Raw genomic sequence first — 19,247 nt, 5'->3', positions numbered from 1 at the left:
GAGCAGCGGGCGGTACCGCTGATGGGCTGGCACAACCCCGAGTTCACCTGGGCCGAGCTGGAGCGCACGCTCAGCGATCCCACGAATCCCCCGTCCGCCGAGCCCCTCGGCAGCCGCGTCGATCCCGGTCCTCTCAGCAGACGCCGGGCGCGGCCCGCTCCGCCACCGGTGGCGCGACCCGTGGACGCCGTCCCGTACGCCGAGCTGCACGCGCACTCCTCGTACTCCTTCCTCGACGGCGCCTCGTCCCCCGACGCCCTCGTCGCCGAGGCCGAGCGCCTCGGGCTCACCGCACTCGCGATCACCGACCACGACGGGTTCTACGGCGCTGCCCGATTCGCCGAGGTCGCCGAGCTGACCGGCGTGCAGACGGTGTTCGGCGCCGAGCTCTCGCTCGGCGACCAGGATGGGTCCCCGAGCCGGTCGAGGGGCGGCATCCCCGATCCGGTCGGCGACCATCTGCTGGTGCTCGCCCGCGGCCTCGAGGGCTACCGCAGGCTGTCCTGGGCGATCACGCAGGCGCAGCTGCGCGGTGGAGAGAAGGGTCGTCCCGTCTACGACCTCGACGAGCTCGCGGCGAGCGCGGAGGACCACTGGACGATCCTCACCGGATGCCGCAAGGGCGGAGTGCGCCGAGGACTCGCCCGCGGCGATGCACGCACTCCGCTGCGGCGCCTGGTGGACCTGTTCGGACGGGATCAGGTGATCGTCGAGCTCATCGACCACGGCGATCCCCGCGACACCGGGCGCAACGACGCCCTGGCGGCCCTGGCATCCGAGCTGCACCTGCCGACTGTCGCGACCAACAACGTGCACTACGCCGCCCCCGCGCAGGCCGGGCTCGCCGAGGCCGTGGCATCCGTGCGCGCCACCCGCAGCATGGACGACCTGGACGGCTGGCTGCCGGCGCACGGCTCGGCGCATCTGCGCAGCGGCGCGGAGATGACCGACCGCTTCCGCCGATACCCCGGTGCGATCGCGCAGAGCCTGCGCATCGCGGCGGACTGCGCCTTCCCGCTGCGCAGGGCGAAGCCGGATCTGCCCCGTCTGGACACCCCGGACGGCATCCCCCGATGCAGCACCTGCGCGAGCTCGTGTGGGCGGCTGTGCCGGAGCGGTACCCGCGGCTCGACGCCGACGGCCGCTCCCGCATCGAACGGGAGCTGAACGTCATCGAGGAGAAGGACTTCCCCGGGTACTTCCTCATCGTGCACGGCATCGTGGCGGAGGCCCGTCGCCGAGGCATCCTCTGCCAGGGCCGGGGATCGGCCGCGGCGAGCGCGGTCTGCTATCTGCTGGGCATCACCGCCGTCGATCCGATCCTGTACCGGCTCCCCTTCGAGCGCTTCCTCGCCACCACCCGCACCGAGGAGCCGGACATCGACGTGGACTTCGACTCCGGCCGGCGCGAGGAGATCATCCAGTGGGTGTTCCAGACCTACGGCCGCGATCGCGCCGCCCAGGTCGCCAACGTCATCCAGTACCGCCCGAAGAACGCCGTGCGCGACATGGCGCGCGCCCTCGGGCACTCGCCCGGGCAGCAGGACGCCTGGTCGAAGCAGGTCGACGGCTGGAGTGCGGGGATCGAGGTGCCCGAGGGCAGCGACATCCCCGGTGACGTGCTCGCCTACGCCGGCGAGCTGCTGAAGGCGCCACGGCATCTCGGCATCCACTCCGGCGGGATGGTGCTGACAGCCCAGCCGGTCGGCGAGGTGGTGCCGGTCGAGCACGCCCGCATGGAGGACCGCACCGTCATCCAGTGGGATAAGGACGACGCCGCCTCGATGGGGCTGGTGAAGTTCGACCTGCTCGGGCTGGGGATGCTGGCCGCGCTGCGGCACTGCTTCGACCTCGTCGAGGATGCCACCGGCGAGGTCTGGACCCTCGCCTCGCTCCCCAAGGAGGAGCCGGCGGTGTACGACATGCTGTGCCGCGCCGACTCGATCGGGGTGTTCCAGGTGGAGTCCCGCGCGCAGATGGGGCTGCTCCCCCGGCTGCAGCCCCGGGAGTTCTACGAGCTGGCCGTGCAGATCGCCCTCATCCGGCCCGGTCCCATCCAGGGCGGAGCGGTGCATCCCTTCGTCCGGCGGAAGATGGGGCAGGACGAGGTGACCTATGCGCATCCCGATCTCGAACCGGTCCTGAAGCGCACCCTGGGCATCCCGGTGTTCCAGGAGCAGCTGATCCAGATGGCGACGACGCTCGGCGACTGCACGGCCGACGAGGCCGACCTGCTGCGCCGTGCGATGGGCTCCAAGCGCGGACTGGAGAAGATCGACCGCATCAGGGAGTCGCTGTACGACGGCATGGCGCGCCGTGGGCTGAGCGAGGAGGCCTCCGACCGCATCTACGCGCAGATCCAGGCGTTCTCGAACTTCGGCTTCGCCGAGTCGCACTCCCTGTCGTTCGCCCTGCTCGTGTACGCCAGCTCCTGGCTGAAGCTGCACTATCCGGCGGCGTTCCTCGCGGGTCTGCTGCGGTCGCAGCCGATGGGCTTCTACTCCGCCTCGACGTTGACCGCCGACGCCCGCCGGCACGGTGTGAAGGTGCTGCGACCCGACCTGCATCTGTCCGGGGCGACCGAGACGCTGGAGCGCATCGCGGACGGCGATCCGACCGGTCTGAACAGCTGTCTCTCGATGCCTCAGCCCCCCATCGGGGCCTTCGATCGCGACGCCCCCGACGAATCCCCCGCGCACCGCCGGGACGGCCGGTTCGCGGTGCGCCTCGGGCTGTCCGGGGTGCGCGGAATCGGCACGCCACTGGCCGAGCGGATCGTCGCCTCCCGCGACGAGGACGGCCCGTTCCGCGATCTGCACGACCTCGTGCGCCGCACGGATGCCACGGCCGCCCAGCTCGAGGCCCTGGCGACGGCCGGGGCGTTCGAGTGCCTCGGGCTGAGCCGGCGCGAGGCGATCTGGACCGCGGGGACCGCCGCAGAGGACCGTGCCCGCTATCTGCCGGGCACGGCGATCGCCGTGCAGCCGCCGCTGTTCCCCGATCAGACCGGGTACGAGCGGCTGTCGGCGGATCTCTGGGCGACCGGAGTGTCCACCGACGACCATCCGATGGCGCACTTCCGCACGGCATTGGGCGAGCGCGGGGTGCTCTCCTCCACGCGGTTGCGCACCCATGAGCAGGGGCGTCGCATCGAAGTGGCCGGCATCGTCACGCACCGGCAGCGGCCGGCGACGGCGAGCGGCATCACCTTCCTGAACCTCGAGGACGAGCACGGCATGGTGAACGTGATCTGCTCGGCCGGCGTCTGGGGGCGCTACCGCCGGATCGCGCGCGACTCCCCGCGCTCATCGTGCGCGGCATCCTGGAGCGCTCCCCGAAGGCGTGGCCAATGTGGTGGCCGACGCCTTCGAGGATCTGCGCACCGGGCTGGAGCACCGGTCGCGGGACTTCCGCTGAGCCTCAGCCCCGGCGTCCCGCCCTGGCCGGCGCGCAGCGAGGAGCAGATCGGACTCGCACGCCGGGTGCAGCGGCACACCGACCAGACGGGTCGCGAGGTCACCGCGGAAGAGGTGCGGAGAATGCTGCGCGGCCCCGTGACGTGACGGCATTCCGCCGCGGAGCCGGATGACGCGCCGGACGGCCGAGTATGGCGCGCGAGGTCACCAGTGCCGATCCTGCGGCTCGGCAGGACGCTTGTCCGTCCCGCCCCAGCGCTCCGCCTCCGCTTTCGCGGCGGCGACGGCGGCATCCGCCTCGCGCAGCGCCTCCTCGGCATCCGCCGCGCGATCCGCGTCGCTGCGCTCATCCTTCATCTCCATGTCTCCAGAGTAGGACGCCGTGCGGCGGCGTGGCTCTCTCACCCGATCGGGATGAAACCTGCACGCGGAAGACCGGCAGGCGATAGCCTCCTGCTAGCGTCTCATCGACGATCCAGGAGGTCCCCGTGCAGCGCCCCCTTGCCGGACTCACCCGCAAGAACCTCGGTCGTGAACTGCTCGCCGGGGTCACGCTCATCGCCATCGCCATCCCGCTGAACATCGGATACGCCCAGATCGCCGGGCTGCCGCCCACCGCCGGACTCTACGCCCTCGTCGTGCCGACGATCATCTGGGCGCTGGTCGTCTCGAGCCGGCAGCTCGTCGCCTCGCCGGATGCGGCCGCCGCAGCCCTGGTCGCGTCTTCGATCGGCGGCCTCGCCGCCGCCGGGGTCGGCCGACTACGCCACCATGGCGCTCGCGCAGGCGGTCATCTGCGGCGTCATGCTGCTGCTGATGTCGGTGTTCAAGCTCGGATTCCTGGCGAACTTCCTCTCCAAGCCGATCCTGGTCGGCTTCGTCGGCGGCCTCGCCCTCGACATCCTCGTCTCCCAGTTCGCGAAGATGCTCGGCGTCAAGATCGACTCCGGTGGCGAGTTCGTCGAGAAGCTCACCGGACTGGTCACCGGCCTGCCCACGCTGAACATCTGGTCGCTGCTGATCTCGGTCTGCGCGGTGCTGATCCTGCTGCTCGGCCGCCGGATCGCGCCCGTCGTGCCCTGGGCGCTCGTGGTGATGGTCGTGGCGACCATCGTCGTGCTGGTCACGCACGCGGACAAGGCCGGCGTCTCGGTACTCGGCGAGGTGCCCGCCGGCCCGCCGGCGCTGACCTGGCCGATGCTGGACTGGCAGACCTGGGCGATGCTGATCCCGTCGGCCATCGCCCTGACGATGGTCACCGCCGCGGAGGGCCTGCTGGTCTCGCGCTCCTACGGCGAGAGGCGCGGCTACCCGACCAGCCCGAACCGCGATCTGCTCGCGTTCGGCGCCGCCAATGTCGCGGCCGGGGCGAGCGGCTCGTTCGTGATGGGATCCTCGACCAGCCGCACCGCGGCGATGGATCAGGCCGGTGCCCGCACGCAGCTGCCGTCGATCGTGCTCGCCGTCGGCACGCTCCTGCTCCTGCTGTTCGGCACGGCGCTGCTCGCCGACATCCCGAATCCCGCGATCGGCGCCATCGTCGGCGTGGCGGTGCTGCCGCTGCTCGGCGTGAAGGAGTTCCGTCAGCTGTGGGGAGCGGACAGGTTCGAGTTCGCCGTCGGCGCCACCTGCTTCCTCGTCACGCTGTTCGTCGGCTCCATCCCCGGCATCCTGGTCGCGTTCGTGCTGGCGCTGATCAACATGGCCAAGCGCGCGGCGGCTCCCGCCATCGATGTCCTCGCGGTCGACGATCAGCCCTCCGGATCTCTCCTCGACCAGGCGCCGGAGGGCGCCGTCACCGCGCCCGGCGTCGTCGTCGTCCGCATGGCCGCGCCGCTGTTCTTCGCCAACGGGTCGGTGTTCACCGACGCCGTCAAGAAGTCCGTGACCTCGGCGGAGCACTCCGCCGGCGGACCCGTCCGGCACGTCGTGCTCGACATGGAGGCCGTCACCGACATCGACGTCACCGGCGCCGAGGCCTTCGAATCGCTGCAGGGCTGGCTCGAGCAGCACGACGTCTCACTGTCGTTCAGCCGGATGCGGCCGAAGACCAAGGACCGGCTCGTCGAGCTCGGGCTGCTCGGAGGCCGCACCGCCTATCCGACCAACCGTGACGCCGTCGCGGCGCTCACCGAGAGCTGAGAGGACACGACATGGGTTCCGTCATCGGCGACATCCTCCCGCTCGCGATCGGCGTCGCGATCAGCCCCGTGCCGATCATCGCGGCGATCCTGATGCTGCTTTCGCCGAAGGCTCGCACGACCAGCGTCGGCTTCCTGCTCGGCTGGGTCGTGGGCATCGCCCTCGCCGCGACGGTGTTCACGCTGCTCTCGTCGGTGCTCCCACAGGACGAGCAGAGCGGCTCCCAGCCGATCAAGGGCGTCGTCCAGATCGTGCTGGGCGCCCTGCTGCTGCTCGTGGCGGTGCGCCAATGGGGCAAGCGTCCGAAAGACGGCGACGAGCCCGCGATGCCCGCCTGGATGAAGGCCATCGACACGATGACCTTCGTCAAGGCCTCCGGTCTGGCGCTGCTGCTCGCCGCCGTGAACCCGAAGAATCTGCTGCTCGCCGCGAGTGCGGGTATGACGATCGGCTCCGCCGGGGCTCGCCGGGGGCGAGCAGACGGTGGCGATCCTCATCTTCGTGCTGCTCGGCGCATCGACCATTCTGATTCCCGTCGTCGGATATCTCTTCGCAGCCGATAGACTTCGGGGCGCTCTTGATGCGATTCGCACCTGGTTGACGAAGGAGAATGCCGTGATCATGGCTGTGCTGCTCCTGGTCCTCGGCGTTGATCTCATCGGCAAGGGCATCGGCAGCTTCTGACCTTCACACACCCTCCCAACGAAAGGAAACAAAATGGGATTCTGGGACTTCCTCTGGCTGATCGTCTGGTCGTTCTTCTTCATCGCCTACCTGATGGTGCTGTTCTCGATCATCGGCGACATCTTCCGCGACACGAAGCTGAACGGCTGGCTGAAGGCGCTCTGGATCATCTTCCTCGTCTTCGTGCCCTTCCTCACCGCGCTGGTCTACCTGATCGCGCGCGGACAGGGCATGGCCGAGCGCAGCGCCGCACAGGCGCAGCAGGCGAAGGACGCCACCGACGCGTACATCCGCGAGGCCGCGGGCAAGAGCCCGTCGGACGAGATCGCGGATGCGGCGAAGCTGCTCGCAGCGGGCACCATCACCACCGAGGAGTACGAGAAGCTCAAGGCCAAGGCTCTGAGCTGATCGGCATCCTCTGACAGCAATGCATCCGAAGGGGGTGTCGGACACGCGTCCGGCACCCCCTTCTGCCGAAAAGAGAACGCGTGCCTGAATTCCGTTACGGGCCCGTCGAGTACACGCTCGTCGGTTTCGAGGGCGAAAGGCCGGATGCGTCGGTGATCGACGCCCTCACCGAAATGCTCGAGACCGGTCACGTGCGCCTGGTCGATTTCCTGCTGATCGCGAAGTCGGATGCCGGAGAGGTGACGGTCATCGAGGTGGAGGACGACCCCGACGGCATCGACCTCGGCGATATCGCCCTGGCCGCCTCGGGCATCACCGGCGAGGACGACATCGCCGAGTTCGCGGAGCTGGTCCCGCCGGGCGGTTCCGCGGCGCTCGTCGCCGTCGAGCTGACCTACCAGCGCGAGCTCGCCCGCCGCCTCGCCGCTTCCGGCGGTGTCGTGCTGCAGCACGAGCGCATCCCCGCGCCCGTCGTGAACGCCCTCATCGACCACCTCGAGAACGAAGGAGCCTGATATGCCGATGTTCCGCAGGATCGGACGCCCCGGCCTGGTCGGCCTCGCAGCCCGCACCGCCGTCGTCGCCGGCACCGCCGGCGCGGTGAGCGGCGCCATGGCGAATCGCCAGCAGCGCAAGGCGCAGGATCAGTACGAGCAGGAGCAGTACGAGGCCGCTCAGCAGCAGGCGCAGCTGAATGCCGCGGCGCAGGCAGCTGCCGCGCAGTATGCGGCTCCTGCACCCGCCGCGCCGGCAGCACCTGCCGGCGGCACCGATGTCGTCGCCGAGCTGCAGAAGCTCGCGGCACTCAAGCAGCAGGGCCTGCTCAGCGACGCCGAGTTCGACGCCGCCAAGGCGAAGCTGCTCAGCTGAGAGCACGACCGAGGAGGGGGCGCCGGCCGTAGGCGGCGCCCCCTCGTCGTGCCAGACTGGCGGCATGCCCGATCTCTCCGCTCAGTTCGCCGGGATCCAGTGGTGGCAGCTCGTGGTGGCCGCCATCGTCGGCATCCTCGGCTGGATCGCCGCACGCTACGCCCACCGGGGCATGGTCGCCCTGCTGCGCAAGGTGCCGAACATCCCGGAGGCCTATGTGCAGCCGGTCTCGCGCGGCGTGGAGTATCTCGTCATCGCGTTCGGGATCGGCCTGGCGCTCGCGATCCTGGGCGCCAACATCCAGCCCCTGCTCGCTGTCGTCATCCTCGTCGGCGTCGTCGTGGTCCTGGTGCTGCGCGGGACCGCGGACAACTTCGCCTCGAGCGTCGTCATCCAGTCGCGTCGCACTGTGCAGGTCGGCGACATCGTGCAGGTGGACACACCCGATGGAGCGATGACCGGCACGGTCGCAGAGCTCAATGCGCGCGCCGTGATCCTGGTGACCGCCGACGGTGCGACCGTGCACGTGCCCAACTCCAAGCTGCTCTCGGACTCGGTGGTCAATCTCTCGTCGCACGGGAGGAGCCGCAGCCAGGTGCAGGTGCGGCTCGAACGGCGCGACGACGACACGGTCGAGGCCCTGCTGGCGCGGCTCGCCGGCGTCGCCGGCACAGCTTCCGCCGCGGTCTCGGACCCCGCAGCCACGGTGTCGGCCGTGTCGCCGGCGCGGGTGATCGCGACCGTCGGATTCTGGCATCCTCCGGCCGACGGCGCCTCCGCGACCTCCGACGTCGTTCGCGCGCTCGCCGACGCGTTCCACGCGGAGCAGCGCGAGGCCACCGTGACCGGCGCGAGCACTCCCCTGCCTCTGACGCCGCCCGACTCGCTCTGACGGCAGTCCGCCTCGCTCCGACGACTGGCCCGCCTCGCCCTGACTCCCGTGGCCGCGGCGGCGAGTCAGGCGTCCTTCGGCTCGTCCGGCGCCGGGATCTCGCCCGGCCGGTACCTGGGCAGGCGGGACGCGGGGATCGCCGCGAGCAGGCTGATGCCGGCGAGGATGAGGAAACCGAGCTTGAGGGTGCGCAGGCGCTGCTCCTCGTTCAGGGCGACCGCCGCCTCGACCTGGGCCTCATCGGCATCCGTGCGCTCCAGCGCTGCGCGCAGGTCGTCATTGCTGATGAAGTTCACGCTGTCGAGGTCGACCTGGGCGACGAGCTCGGGAGGCAGCTCGGGATGCTCGGAGACGGCGCCCGCCACGCCGATGCTCAGCGTGGTCACGAGCACGGCGCCCATGACGGCCGTCCCGACCGCCGAGGCGAGGTTCTGCGTCGTGCCGCGGATCGAGCCGACGTCGCCGGCGAGCTCCTTCGGCGCGGCGGTGACCAGCACGTTGAACACCAGGGTGACCAGCGCGCCCTGGCCGATGCCGAACACGATCAGGCCGAGGATCGTCGGCAGCGTCTCCCAGTTGTTCGTCACGACGAACGACAGCCACACCAGCGCGGCGGTCGTCAGCGCGAACGAGAACAGCGCGATCGTGCGAGGGGTGTACCGCTTGTAGAACCTCACGATGAGCGTCGCGGTGACGAACACGGTGAGGTTGAAGGGCATCATCGCCAGCGAGGTGTCGAAGGGGGTGCGGCCCTGCACCACCTGGATGTAAGTCGGAACGGTGAAGTTCACGGCCGCCTCCATCGCGACGATGATGAACATCGCGTACACGGCGGCGCGCTCGCGCTTGTGCCCCAGCACGCCGAGGTCGACCAGGGGCACCTGGCCACGGCGCATCCGCCGCCTGGTCCACAGGAAGAAGCACTGCCCGAGCACGATGCCGAGCACCACGAGGATCGGCGCGGGCGACATGCCACCGACGCTGAACGGCGCGCCCTCGCGTGCGTACAGGATGCCCCAGCCGTTCAGATTGTTGAACCCGACCGTGAGCAGCACGATCGCCGCACCGATGAGCAGCGAGGCGACCAGGTCGATCTTCACCGCGGAGTCGCCCTTGTCGGAGCGCAGTCTGAAGCTGAGCAGGAAGACGGCGACGGCGATGCCCAGCGTGATCATGAAGATCGGCCGCCAGCCGACGAAGGTGCCGAGAGTGCCGCCGATGAAGAACGCGGTGACGCCGGAGATCGCCCGCGCCGAACCGAGCGATCCGACCGCTGTGGCCTGCTGCTCGCCGCGGTAGTTCTCCGCGATGAGCGCCACCAGCGCCGGCACGATGATCGCCGCCGCGGCCCCTGCGAGCACCTGCCCGGCGATCGCCCAGCCCATGCTCGGCGAGAGGATCATGATCAGCGAGGATGCTGCGAAGACGACCAGCACCGCGCGGAAGATGAGCACCCACCCGATGCGCTGGCCGAGCTTCGCTCCCGTCATGACCAGGGCCGCGACGGCGAGACCGTAGACCACGATCGTGGAGCTGGCGACGGTCGGGGGCACCCCGAAGTCCTGCACCATGCCGCCGAGCGAGATCGGCAGCGCCGCCACGTTGAACGACATCAGCACCTGTGCGAGGAACAGCCCGATCATCGGCACCCAGGAGCGGCGCTCCGTCGTCGCGCCGGTGGTCTCTGCGGAAGTGGTCATCGTGCTGCTCCGTTCTGCGTTGCGGTCCACCGCGCCGAGGCGAAGAGGTTGAGCCCGAGTGCGCGGGAGAGGTACGCGCAGGCGCGCTGGGCGCGGATGCTGTTGCCCGCACGGTCGAGGAGCGGTGAGAACGCGCCGACTGCGCCCTTTCCGGGCGCGATCGCCACCATCCCTCCGGACACACCGGATTTGGCGGGCAGGCCGATCTCGAACAGCCACTCCCCCGACCTCTCGTACAACCCGCAGGAGGCGAGCACCGAGAGGGTGTCCCGGCAGACCTCGGCCGACACGACCTGTTCGCCGGTGACCGGGTTCACACCGCCGTCGGCGAGGGTCGCCCCCATCACCGCGAGGTCGTGGGCCGTCACCGACAGCGAGCACTGCCGGGTGTACACGTCCACCGTCTCGGCCGGGTCGCCGTCCAGCCTGCCGTAGCTCTGCAGCAGCTGCGCGATCGCGCGGTTGCGAAGGTTCGTCTCGGACTCGGACCGGTACACCTCCTGGTCGATCTCGAGGGTGCGGCCCGCGAAGCGGGAGAGTCCGTCCCGCAGGTGCGCCCAGCGCTCCTCGGCATCCGATCCCGGCAGCAGCGCGGTCGTCGCGATCGCACCGGCGTTGACCATGGGGTTCATCGGACTGCCGTCGTTCAGCTCGACGGCGACGACCGAGTTGAACGCGAGCCCGGTGTTGTTCACTCCGACGCGCTCATGCACGGTCTCGTGGCCGACGGCGGTGCAGGCCAGGGCGAAGACGAACGCCTTCGAGATGGACTGGATCGTGAAGGCGACGCCGACGTCGCCGGCCTCGTGCACCGAGCCGGTGACCCCGACGAGGCTCAGGCCGAACCACTCCGGATTCGCACTTGCGAGCACGGGGATGTAATCCGCGACGGTGCCCTCGTCATGCCCGGCATACCGGTCATGCGCGGTGCGCAGGAGTTCGTCGACCAGATCGGCAGCGGGGAGATCTCCCGTCGACGAGCGCTGGGCGATGTCAAGGACGTCGGCTTCGAACACGATGCTCCCTCGGTCTCGGACTTCCCGATGTCCTCGCGGACGCCCCCATTGTTCCGCATCTCGAGCGTCCGTCGCCCCACGGCGCGCTCGAAGAGGTGCACCCAGGCGAGGATGACGCCGAAGGCGAGCATCTCGAACACGGTGAGCGTGATCCATTCCGCGATCAGCAGTCCCATGCCGATGAGGATCGCCGGCGCCGCGACCACGGTCGCGATGCGCAGCGTCCGGGACCTCCGCCACAGGCCGACGCGATGCACGATCAGCAGGCAGGCGAACGAGAGCACGACGCCGTTCGTCGCGCGTTCGTGGGCGAGCGGGTCGTCGGACAGCGGGAACAGCCCTATTCCGGCCAGGCTGGCGCCGAGTCCCGCGACCGAGAGGGTCAGCAGCGTGGCGATCCGCGCGGACACCACCGCAGCCGCGCTCAACGCAGCGCGCAGCGGCACTGCCGATGCCGCGATGACCAGCCCGCTGACGATGAGCCCGCCGTTGAAGAACGTGCTGGAGAGGTCACCCATCATCCCGAGCCGGCTGAAGTACAGGTGCCACCATCCCGGATCGGTGGTCGTGAGTGCCGCCACGACGATCGCGATGCAGAGCAGGATCGCTGCGCAGAGCACCCAGGAGAGGGCCCGAAGGCACGCCGAACATCGCCTGATCCATTCCGACGAAAGAATCACGGCAGGCGTTCGGGTTCGCGGCTCGGGCGGCGCGATGCGCGATTGCACATACGTCTATGATCCTCGTGCTGCCGTCGCCGGACAACGTCGAGGATTCCGGACGCAACACGACACCACGGATCAGAGGCCCTCGGGAGCGATGTCCCCCTGCCCGTCCTGGCCGAGTTCGGCGGTCTCGGGGTCCGTGCCCTGCGTCTCGGGCTGGGCCTCCGCACTCGGGACGTCCTCGGCCGGGATCTGGTCCTCCGGATCGGGGATCTCGGCCGGATCCCGTCCGGTGGCCGTGGTGTCGGCGCCCGCGTCCTCCGTCCCGGAGCCCTCCCATTCCCGCTGCGCGGGATCGGATCCGGGGTCGCCCGGCGCCGTGGCATCCGCGTCGCGCACCGGCCGGATCTCGTCGTCACTCTGCGCAGAACCGCTGTCACCCATGTCGTGCTCCTCTCATCGGTGCCACTCTGGGCCCGTGAGCCTCAGGCGGCGAGGGGGTTGCTCCGGTGCTGCGCGGGCGCTACTGTCGGCTCTCCGCTGTGCGGTGCCTGAGCTGCGCGCCCAGCCGCAGGAGGCGGGGATCGTCACGAGATCTGGGCCGTCGGGAGGCGATGCAGTGCCAGCGCCTGACTGACGGCGAAGAGGAGCACATCGATCGCGATCGCGAGCACGCCGATCGCGGCCAGCACAGGACCCGCCGCCGCCGAGCAGAGCCCGACCAGCACCGCCGCGAGAAGGTTCACGCCCATCACGGTGCGCAGCGCGATGCGGATGCTCAGCCGGGCGAGCATCCAGAGCACGAGTCCCGCCCAGGTCACGACCGTGATGCCGGCGAGGAGGATGACGGGTTGCGGCAGCATCACCACCGTTGCGATCGGCGCGGCGCCCAGTGCCACGACCGCTCCGAGAAGAGTGCAGTAGATCGCATCGAGCCGCAGGCTCCACACGCCCAGTGTCCGTCCGTCGAGCTGTGCCATCCCCTCAGTATTCCCGCAGACGCGGTCGAACGACAGCACCCGCTCCTCCAGGTTCGCGACACTCCGTCAGGCAGGTTAGGCTTACCTTCATTCCGCTCTCTTACCCGAGGAGTCCCATGCCCTCCCTTCGTCTGCGCCGCAGCGCCGCCGTCCTCAGCATTCTCGCTGCGGGGGCACTCGCCCTCTCGGCGTGCTCGTCCGGAACCGCCGCGCAGAGCGACGACGCATCGGCGGGCTCCGACACCGGATTCCCCGCGACCATCGAGCACGTCTACGGCGAGACCGTCGTCGAGTCCGCTCCGAAGAGCGTCGCGACCGTCGGCTGGGGCAGCTTCGACGCGGCCATCGCCCTCGGCACGATCCCGGTGGCCATCCCCACCTCCGCTTTCGGCGACACCGACGGCGACGGCTACCTGGAATGGACGCACGACGCGATCACCGCGGCGAAGGCGGACCTGCCGCCGCTGCACGACGAGACCGACGGCATCCCGTACGAGGAGATCGACGGCACCGCCCCCGACCTGATCCTCGGCACGAACTCGGGTCTCACGAAGCAGGAGTACGACACCCTCAGCAAGATCGCGCCGACCGTCGCCTACCCCGGCGCCGCATGGGGCACCTCCTGGCGCGACTCGACCACGATGGTCGGCACCGCCCTCGGCAGGTCCGCCGAGGCCGGGAAGCTGATCGCCGACACCGAGAAGAGCATCAGCACCGAGATGGCGAAGTACCCGGCTGCCGAGGGCAAGACCGGCATGGTGATGTGGGTAGACGCCAAGGATCTCGGCAAGGTGCAGTACTACACCCCGCAGGACACGCGCGTGCAGTACCTGAACGACCTCGGCTTCGCGACGCCGCAGTCGATCAAGGACCTCGCAGCGGACGAGAAGGGCTTCGTCGCCACGATCTCCGCCGAGGAGGCCGACAAGCTCGACGCCGACGTGGCGGTCATCTACGTGCAGGGCGGCGACCTGTCGACCCTGCAGAACGACCCGCTGCTGAGCCGTATCCCGGCGGTGAAGTCCGGCGCCGTCGCACAGATCGATGACGAGGCGCTGCTGATGGCGATCTCCGCGCCGACGGTGCTGTCGATCCCGTGGGCGCTTCCGACCTACGCCAAGATGCTCGGCGAGGCCGCCGCGCACGCCGGATGACGCTCGCCCCCGCACCGACGACGCCCGCATCGGGCTCGGGTCAGCGCCGCCGCGCACGCCTGAGTCCGGCGTGGGCTCTCGTCGTGTGCCTGGGGGTCATGATCGCGGCCGCCGCGCTCTCGCTCGCCCTCGGCGCGCGGATCGTGCCGCTGGACGCGGTGTGGGGCGCATTCCTCCATCCCGACGGGTCGACCGATCAGGTGGCGGTGCTCTCCCGCGTCCCCACCACGGTCACGGGCCTGCTGGTCGGCGGCGCGCTCGGCATGGGCGGCGCGCTCATGCAGGGCATGGCGCGCAATCCGCTCGCCGACCCCGGGCTGCTGGGCGTCAACGCGGGCGCTGCGCTCTTCGTCGTGCTGGGCATGTCGCTGCTCGGCTGGCAGGCTCCGCTCGCGATCGTGTGGTGCGCGCTGGCGGGCGCCGCCATCGCAGTCGTCCTCGGCTACGGGGCCGCTGCCGCCAGCCCGGGCGGGGCGACCCCGGTCACCCTGGCACTCGCGGGCGCCGCGGTGACGGCGATCGCGGGCTCGGTGATCACCGGCATCCTCATCGTCGACCAGTCCACGCTGAACAGCTACCGGTTCTGGCAGCTGGGATCTCTCACGGCGGCATCCTTCGACACGCTCGCACAGCTGGCCGGCTTCCTCGCGATCGGCGCGGTGCTCGCCATCGCGTGCTCCGGGCGGCTGAACGCCCTGGCGCTCGGCGACGACGTCGCCCGCGGACTCGGTGTGCGCGTCGGCGCGGCACGCGTCACGGCCGTGCTCGCGGTCGTGCTGCTGTGCGGCACCGCGACGGCGCTGGCCGGTCCTATCGGGTTCGTCGGGCTGGCCGTGCCGCATGCCGTGCGCTTCCTCGTCGGGTCGGACTATCGCTGGATCGTGCCGCTGTCGGCGGCGGGAGGCGCCGCCTTCCTGCTCGTCTGCGACGTGATCGGGCGCATCCTGGCGCGGCCCGGAGTGCTCGAGGTCGGCATCGTCACCGGCCTGGTCGGCGCCCCCGTCTTCATCGTGCTGCTGCGCAGGAGGAAGGCGATCGGGCTGTGAGCGCACTCGACCTCGTGTCTTCCGGGCGCCCCGCGACGGATGCCGCCACGCTGCTGCGCACTGCGCGACGGCGGAGCGCCACGCGCGACGGCATCCTGCTGGGCGTCCTCGCGCTCGCGGTGATCGCGCTGTTCCTGGTCGCGCTCGTCTTCGGGACGAAGACGATCCCCCTGCTCGACGTGCTGCGCGCGCTCGGTGGAGAGACCGTGCCGGGGGCGAGCTTCGCCGTCGTCGAGCTGCGGCTTCCGCGCGCGATCGGGGCCCTGCTGGTGGGCGCGGCCTTCGGCCTGGGCGGCATGCTGTTCCAGACGCTGCTGCGCAATGTGCTCGCGAGCCCCGACGTGATCGGCATCAGCGCGGGTTCGAGCGCCGCGGCGATCACGGCGATCTCGTTCTTCGGCGCATCCGGGCTGGTCGTGTCGGTGGCGGCGATCGCCGGCGGCGTGCTGACCGCACTGCTGATCTGGGTGCTCGCGTACCGCCGGGGGCTGTCGGGCTTGCGCTTCGTACTGGTGGGCATCGCCGTCGCCGCCGCGCTGCAGGCGGTCATCAGCTATGTGCTCACCCGCTCCGACATCAACGCGGCCGAGCAGGCGACGGTGTGGATGGCCGGATCGCTCAGCCGCAGCCTCTGGGACCAGCTCGGGCCCACGGCGCCGGTGCTCGTCGTCCTGCTCGTCGTCGCCCTGCTCGCTGCCACGCGGCTGCCCGTGCTCCGTCTCGGGGACGACTCGGCCACCGCGCTCGGTGCTCGTCCGCAACGCGTGAGGATGCTGCTGATCCTGTGCGCCGTGCTCCTCGTCGCCGTCGCGACCTCGCTCACCGGGCCGATCGCGTTCGTCGCGTTCCTGGCGGGACCGATCGCCCTCCGGGTGGTGCGACGGGACTCGGCCCTGCCTGCGGCGGCGGCCCTCGTCGGGGCCATCGTGGTGCTCGGCGGAGACGCGGTGGCCCAGCACGCCTTCCCGACCGACCTTCCGGTCGGGGTCGTCACCGGGGCGATCGGCGCGCCCTTCCTGCTGTACCTGCTGATGAGAGGACGCACCCGCGCATGACGGAACAGATCACGGCGCACGCCCTGGAGGCCCGGGATCTCGTCGTCGGGTACGACGGCGAGCCGGTGATCGACGGCCTCTCGCTCGCCCTGCCCGGTTCCGGGATCACGATGATCGTGGGCGGCAACGGCTGCGGCAAGTCGACACTGCTGCGGTCGCTCGCGCGGCTGCTGCGCCCGCGCCGCGGATCGGTCCTGCTCGACGGCGCCTCGATCGCCGGTCTGCCCACGAAGGAGGTGGCGCGGATCGTCGGCCTCCTCCCCCAGACGCCGGTGGCCCCGGACGGGATCAGCGTGGCCGATCTCGTCGACCGCGGCCGCACGCCGCATCGGGGCTGGCTCGGCGGCCGCGATCGCCGCGACGACGAGGTCGTCGCCGACGCTCTGCAGGTGACGGGGATGACCGGGTTCGCGGATCGCCCGATCGACGAGCTCTCGGGCGGCCAGCGCCAGCGCGCCTGGGTGGCGATGGCGCTGGCTCAGGAACCCGACATCCTGCTGCTCGACGAGCCGACCACCTACCTCGATCTCGCGCACCAGGTGGAACTGCTGCAGCTGCTCGTGCGTCTGTCGCGTGAGCGCGGCACGCAGGTGGTGGTGGTCATGCACGAGCTGAATCTCGCGACGCGCTACGCCGACCATCTCGTCGCGATGCGCGACGGCCGGATCGTCGCCGAGGGTGCCCCCGGCGACGTGGTGACTGTGGAGCTGCTGCGCGACGTGTTCGACCTCGAGGCGGTCGTCGTGCCCGATCCGGTCGCCGGCACTCCGATGATCGTTCCGGTGGACGTGCACCGGGGCTGAGACGCCGTCGCAGGGAGGCGTATGCTCGCGGCCATGGAGGCTCGATGAGCGACGCTCCGAACGACGAGCAGCTGCTGGCCAGGACGGCGGTCGAGCTGTACGCGCTCCCGCCGGCCGGGTTCATCGCCGAGCGCAACGCGCGCGCGTCCGCGGCATCCGATCCCGGCCTGACGAAGCGGATCCGTGCGCTGCCGAAGCCGTCCGTCGCCGCCTGGGTGGTGAACGTGTTCGCACAGGAGCGGGCCGACCGGCTCGCTCAGGTGCTGCAGCTCGCCGCGGAGCTGCGCGAGGCGCAGGACGATCTCGACGCCGCGACGCTCGCCAGGCTCGGTGGCCGGCGCCGGGCGCTGACGACCCAGCTGGCGCAGGAGGCTGTCGCCCTGGCGTCGGCGACCGGCGGGAAGGTCTCGGCGTCGACGGCGGATGCCGTGCAGCGGACGATCGCCGCCGCGTTCTTCGATCCGGATGCTTCGGCGGCCGTGGCTTCCGGGCGGCTGGTGCGGGAGCTGTCGAACGATCCGGTCGACCTCGCGGCCGTGGTGGGTGGCGGGGCGCCGGAGCCGCGGCCCGTCGGCACCGTGCCCGAGGACGAGGTGCGCGCACGGCGTGAGCGCAAGGCCGCGGAGGCGGCGGTTCGCGAGGCGGAGAAGGCGCGGGATCGCGCGGAGCACGAGCTCGGCAGGATCGGGAAGGAGCGCGCTGAGGCTGAAGCGCGGGCGGAGCGGCTGGATGCGAGGGCTGCGGAGCTGGCGCAGGAGCTGGAGCGCGTACGGGGCGAGGTGAAGGCGGCGCGGGAGCAGGTCGACGAGGCGGGCGAGCGGGAAGCAACCGCGAAGGAACGGGCTGCGGCGGCGGCGGAAGAGGTGGATCGCCTGGCGCGCAGTCAGTAGGGCTTGACCGGCTCGTGAACGGGGATCCGTCGTGATCGCGGATCCGTCGTGGCCGGGAATCGTCACCGTGCCGTCGGATCGGCTTCCTGATCGGCTTCTGCATCAGCCTCCTGGCGAGGCGGGTTCTGGTCGCCGACTCGCGTCTCGCGCCCGCGACCCCACCGCGCCAGCAGGTACAGCACCCCTCCGACGGCGAGCAGGATGGCACCGAAGAGCCACACCTCGGGACGCTGCTGAGTGAGCAGCAGGATGCAGGAGGCGATTCCGAGCACGGGCACGAACGTCCATACTCGGAAATGATCGTGCTCCACGTGGTCCCGTCGCAGGGCGAGGACGGAGACGTTCGCGCTCATGAAGACGAACAGCAGCAGCAGGACGACGGTCTCCGCAAGCGTCGCCAGGTCGCCGATGAGCGTCAGCAGCACCGCCACCAGGGTCGTGGCGGCGATCGCGACCCACGGCGTCCTCCGTCGGGGCAGCACGCGTGCGAGGACGCTGGGCAGCAGGCCCTGCTCGGCCATCCCGTAGACGAGGCGGCTGGCCATGATCATGGTGAGCAGTGCGCCGTTCGCGACGGCGATGAGGGCGATGAGGCTGAACAGCCAGGACGGAACGCCGATGCCGGTCGCTTCGACGACGGCGAGCAGAGGGCCGCTGGAATCCGACAGCTGCTCCGGCGGCAGCGCCGCCGAACTCGCCATGCCCACCAGGACGTAGACGACACCCGCGGTGATGAGCGCTCCGAACAGCGCCTTCGGGTAGGTGCGGGAGGGCCGCCTGACCTCCTCGATGACGTTCGCGGAGGTCTCGAACCCCACGAACGAGTAGTAGGCGATGATCGCGCCGCCGAGGATCGCGAAGCCGAGGGAGGTGTCGCCCGGAGCCTGCGCCACACGGGTGACGTCTCCCCGCCGCCGGCGACGAAGATGCCGACCACGACGATCACGATCACGAGGCCGCTGACCTCGATCGCCGTCATGACGAGGTTGGCCCCCATCGATTCGCGGATGCCGCGGGCGTTGAGCGCTGCGACGATGATGAGGAACACCATCGCCACCGGGATCACGGGCAGAGCGAAGAACGTCTGCAGATAGTCACCCGCGAACGCGATCGCGAGACCGGCGGCGCTCACCACCCCGGCCGCCATCATGCTGAAGCCGACGAGGAAGGAGAGGATGCGGCTGTGGAAGGCGCGTTCGGCGAAGACCGCAGCGCCGCCGGCGCGCGGATACTTCGTCACGAGTTCTGCATAGGACCCTGCAGTGAGCAGTGCGAGCAGCAGAGCGAGCAGGAGCGGAGCCCACAGCATCCCGCCGACCTGGGCGGAGAGCACGCCCATGAGCGCATAGATTCCAGCGCCGAGCACGTCCCCGAGGATGAACGCGAAGAGCAGAGGTCCGGTGATCGCGCGACGCAAGCGGTCGGGCGCACCCGCCCCGTCCCGGGATGCCGGATCGTTCGTCTCGCCATCGTTCATCTCGGTCGTCATCTGGCGAAGCTATCGGTGCGGCTTCATCCGCGCAGTG

Annotated in this window: 18 protein-coding genes and 3 pseudogenes; 14 read left to right on the top strand and 7 right to left on the bottom strand. The window is 70.4% G+C overall.

Translation table 11 applies throughout. The features are described 5' to 3' along the window. The first annotated feature begins 21 nt into the window (after positions 1–21). Positions 22–3,417: pseudogene (locus tag L2X99_RS03450) on the top strand (error-prone DNA polymerase). Positions 3,418–3,620: 203 nt separating this feature from the next. Here the strand turns inward: L2X99_RS03450 and L2X99_RS03445 are convergent. Then, positions 3,621–3,779, bottom strand: coding sequence for a hypothetical protein (locus L2X99_RS03445; protein ID WP_236125066.1), 159 nt, complete (start codon positions 3,777–3,779; stop codon positions 3,621–3,623). 125 nt (positions 3,780–3,904) lie between these two features. Between L2X99_RS03445 and L2X99_RS17780 the strand changes: the two are divergent. From L2X99_RS17780 to L2X99_RS03405, 8 genes and pseudogenes are all read left to right on the top strand, one after another. Continuing rightward, positions 3,905–4,102 (top strand): annotated as a pseudogene (locus L2X99_RS17780) (SulP family inorganic anion transporter); the annotation flags it as partial. A gap of 10 nt (positions 4,103–4,112) precedes the next feature. Beyond that, complete coding sequence (locus L2X99_RS17775) at positions 4,113–5,558, top strand: SulP family inorganic anion transporter (protein ID WP_268928544.1); 1,446 nt, start codon at positions 4,113–4,115, stop codon at positions 5,556–5,558. Positions 5,559–5,569: 11 nt separating this feature from the next. After that, positions 5,570–6,121 (top strand): GAP family protein, encoded by a 552-nt coding sequence (locus tag L2X99_RS03430; RefSeq protein ID WP_236135634.1) that lies wholly within the window; start codon positions 5,570–5,572, stop codon positions 6,119–6,121. Further along, positions 6,042–6,242: a GAP family protein gene (locus tag L2X99_RS03425; protein WP_329608125.1), complete on the top strand. Its 201-nt coding sequence runs from the start codon at positions 6,042–6,044 to the stop codon at positions 6,240–6,242. Before L2X99_RS03430 ends, L2X99_RS03425 begins: the two co-directional genes overlap by 80 nt. A 33-nt stretch (positions 6,243–6,275) precedes the next feature. Next, complete coding sequence (locus L2X99_RS03420; protein ID WP_236125068.1) at positions 6,276–6,650, top strand: SHOCT domain-containing protein; 375 nt, start codon at positions 6,276–6,278, stop codon at positions 6,648–6,650. A gap of 80 nt (positions 6,651–6,730) precedes the next feature. Beyond that, complete coding sequence (locus L2X99_RS03415; protein ID WP_236125069.1) at positions 6,731–7,165, top strand: DUF6325 family protein; 435 nt, start codon at positions 6,731–6,733, stop codon at positions 7,163–7,165. A 1-nt stretch (position 7,166) separates the two neighbouring features. Next, a complete protein-coding gene (locus L2X99_RS03410; protein WP_236125070.1) occupies positions 7,167–7,520 on the top strand; it encodes an SHOCT domain-containing protein in 354 nt (117 codons plus the stop codon). Between the two features lie 64 nt (positions 7,521–7,584). Then, complete coding sequence (locus tag L2X99_RS03405) at positions 7,585–8,412, top strand: mechanosensitive ion channel domain-containing protein (protein WP_236135632.1); 828 nt, start codon at positions 7,585–7,587, stop codon at positions 8,410–8,412. A gap of 65 nt (positions 8,413–8,477) precedes the next feature. Here the strand turns inward: L2X99_RS03405 and L2X99_RS03400 are convergent, their stop codons facing one another. From L2X99_RS03400 to L2X99_RS03380, 5 genes are all read right to left on the bottom strand, one after another. After that, a complete protein-coding gene (locus L2X99_RS03400) occupies positions 8,478–10,112 on the bottom strand; it encodes an MFS transporter (RefSeq protein WP_236125072.1) in 1,635 nt (544 codons plus the stop codon). Continuing rightward, a complete protein-coding gene (gene glsA / locus L2X99_RS03395) occupies positions 10,109–11,062 on the bottom strand; it encodes a glutaminase A (protein WP_236135899.1) in 954 nt (317 codons plus the stop codon). The genes L2X99_RS03400 and glsA overlap by 4 nt, the downstream gene beginning before the upstream one ends. After that, positions 10,948–11,748 carry a DUF998 domain-containing protein gene (locus tag L2X99_RS03390; RefSeq protein WP_236125073.1) on the bottom strand — a complete coding sequence of 267 codons (801 nt, stop codon included), beginning with the start codon at positions 11,746–11,748 and terminating at the stop codon, positions 10,948–10,950. Before L2X99_RS03390 ends, glsA begins: the two co-directional genes overlap by 115 nt. A gap of 180 nt (positions 11,749–11,928) precedes the next feature. Then, positions 11,929–12,237 (bottom strand): sugar ABC transporter ATPase, encoded by a 309-nt coding sequence (locus L2X99_RS03385; protein ID WP_236125074.1) that lies wholly within the window; start codon positions 12,235–12,237, stop codon positions 11,929–11,931. A 143-nt stretch (positions 12,238–12,380) separates the two neighbouring features. Further along, positions 12,381–12,773, bottom strand: a complete 393-nt coding sequence (locus L2X99_RS03380) for a hypothetical protein (RefSeq protein ID WP_236125075.1) — start codon at positions 12,771–12,773, stop codon at positions 12,381–12,383. A gap of 116 nt (positions 12,774–12,889) precedes the next feature. Here L2X99_RS03380 and L2X99_RS03375 point away from each other — a divergent pair, with 116 nt between their 5' ends. Genes L2X99_RS03375 through L2X99_RS03355 form a run of 5 tightly spaced genes read left to right on the top strand, consistent with a single transcriptional unit; the run spans position 12,890 to position 17,721 of the window. Further along, positions 12,890–13,927, top strand: coding sequence for an iron-siderophore ABC transporter substrate-binding protein (locus L2X99_RS03375; protein WP_236125076.1), 1,038 nt, complete (start codon positions 12,890–12,892; stop codon positions 13,925–13,927). After that, entirely contained in the window at positions 13,924–14,973 is a 1,050-nt protein-coding gene (locus L2X99_RS03370) for a FecCD family ABC transporter permease (protein ID WP_236125077.1), read from the top strand. The genes L2X99_RS03375 and L2X99_RS03370 overlap by 4 nt, the downstream gene beginning before the upstream one ends. Next, entirely contained in the window at positions 14,970–16,028 is a 1,059-nt protein-coding gene (locus L2X99_RS03365) for a FecCD family ABC transporter permease (RefSeq protein WP_236135631.1), read from the top strand. The genes L2X99_RS03370 and L2X99_RS03365 overlap by 4 nt, the downstream gene beginning before the upstream one ends. Further along, on the top strand, positions 16,025–16,831 hold the full coding sequence (locus L2X99_RS03360; protein WP_236125078.1) for an ABC transporter ATP-binding protein: 807 nt from the start codon (positions 16,025–16,027) through the stop codon (positions 16,829–16,831). The genes L2X99_RS03365 and L2X99_RS03360 overlap by 4 nt, the downstream gene beginning before the upstream one ends. 44 nt (positions 16,832–16,875) lie before the next feature. Continuing rightward, entirely contained in the window at positions 16,876–17,721 is an 846-nt protein-coding gene (locus tag L2X99_RS03355) for a transposase (RefSeq protein WP_236135630.1), read from the top strand. 62 nt (positions 17,722–17,783) lie between these two features. Here the strand turns inward: L2X99_RS03355 and L2X99_RS03350 are convergent. Further along, a pseudogene (locus tag L2X99_RS03350) lies at positions 17,784–19,198 on the bottom strand (APC family permease). Positions 19,199–19,247 lie beyond the last annotated feature (49 nt).

The organism is Microbacterium sp. KUDC0406, from assembly GCF_021582875.1.
Classification (GTDB): Bacteria; Actinomycetota; Actinomycetes; order Actinomycetales; family Microbacteriaceae; genus Microbacterium.
The sequence above is the reverse complement of the archived record's forward strand: the minus strand, read 5'-3'. Positions and strand labels throughout refer to the sequence as shown.

What these genes read in the sequence shown, in the direction of transcription:
- L2X99_RS03445 (WP_236125066.1), bottom strand. Translation starts at nt 3,779, where the DNA reads ATGGAGATGAAGGATGAGCGCAGCGACGCGGATCGCGCGGCGGATGCC.
- L2X99_RS17775 (WP_268928544.1), top strand. Translation starts at nt 4,113, where the DNA reads ATGCGGCCGCCGCAGCCCTGGTCGCGTCTTCGATCGGCGGCCTCGCCG.
- L2X99_RS03430 (WP_236135634.1), top strand. Translation starts at nt 5,570, where the DNA reads ATGGGTTCCGTCATCGGCGACATCCTCCCGCTCGCGATCGGCGTCGCG.
- L2X99_RS03420 (WP_236125068.1), top strand. Translation starts at nt 6,276, where the DNA reads ATGGGATTCTGGGACTTCCTCTGGCTGATCGTCTGGTCGTTCTTCTTC.
- L2X99_RS03410 (WP_236125070.1), top strand. Translation starts at nt 7,167, where the DNA reads ATGCCGATGTTCCGCAGGATCGGACGCCCCGGCCTGGTCGGCCTCGCA.
- L2X99_RS03405 (WP_236135632.1), top strand. Translation starts at nt 7,585, where the DNA reads ATGCCCGATCTCTCCGCTCAGTTCGCCGGGATCCAGTGGTGGCAGCTC.
- L2X99_RS03400 (WP_236125072.1), bottom strand. Translation starts at nt 10,112, where the DNA reads ATGACCACTTCCGCAGAGACCACCGGCGCGACGACGGAGCGCCGCTCC.
- L2X99_RS03385 (WP_236125074.1), bottom strand. Translation starts at nt 12,237, where the DNA reads ATGGGTGACAGCGGTTCTGCGCAGAGTGACGACGAGATCCGGCCGGTG.
- L2X99_RS03380 (WP_236125075.1), bottom strand. Translation starts at nt 12,773, where the DNA reads ATGGCACAGCTCGACGGACGGACACTGGGCGTGTGGAGCCTGCGGCTC.
- L2X99_RS03375 (WP_236125076.1), top strand. Translation starts at nt 12,890, where the DNA reads ATGCCCTCCCTTCGTCTGCGCCGCAGCGCCGCCGTCCTCAGCATTCTC.
- L2X99_RS03370 (WP_236125077.1), top strand. Translation starts at nt 13,924, where the DNA reads ATGACGCTCGCCCCCGCACCGACGACGCCCGCATCGGGCTCGGGTCAG.
- L2X99_RS03360 (WP_236125078.1), top strand. Translation starts at nt 16,025, where the DNA reads ATGACGGAACAGATCACGGCGCACGCCCTGGAGGCCCGGGATCTCGTC.
- L2X99_RS03355 (WP_236135630.1), top strand. Translation starts at nt 16,876, where the DNA reads ATGAGCGACGCTCCGAACGACGAGCAGCTGCTGGCCAGGACGGCGGTC.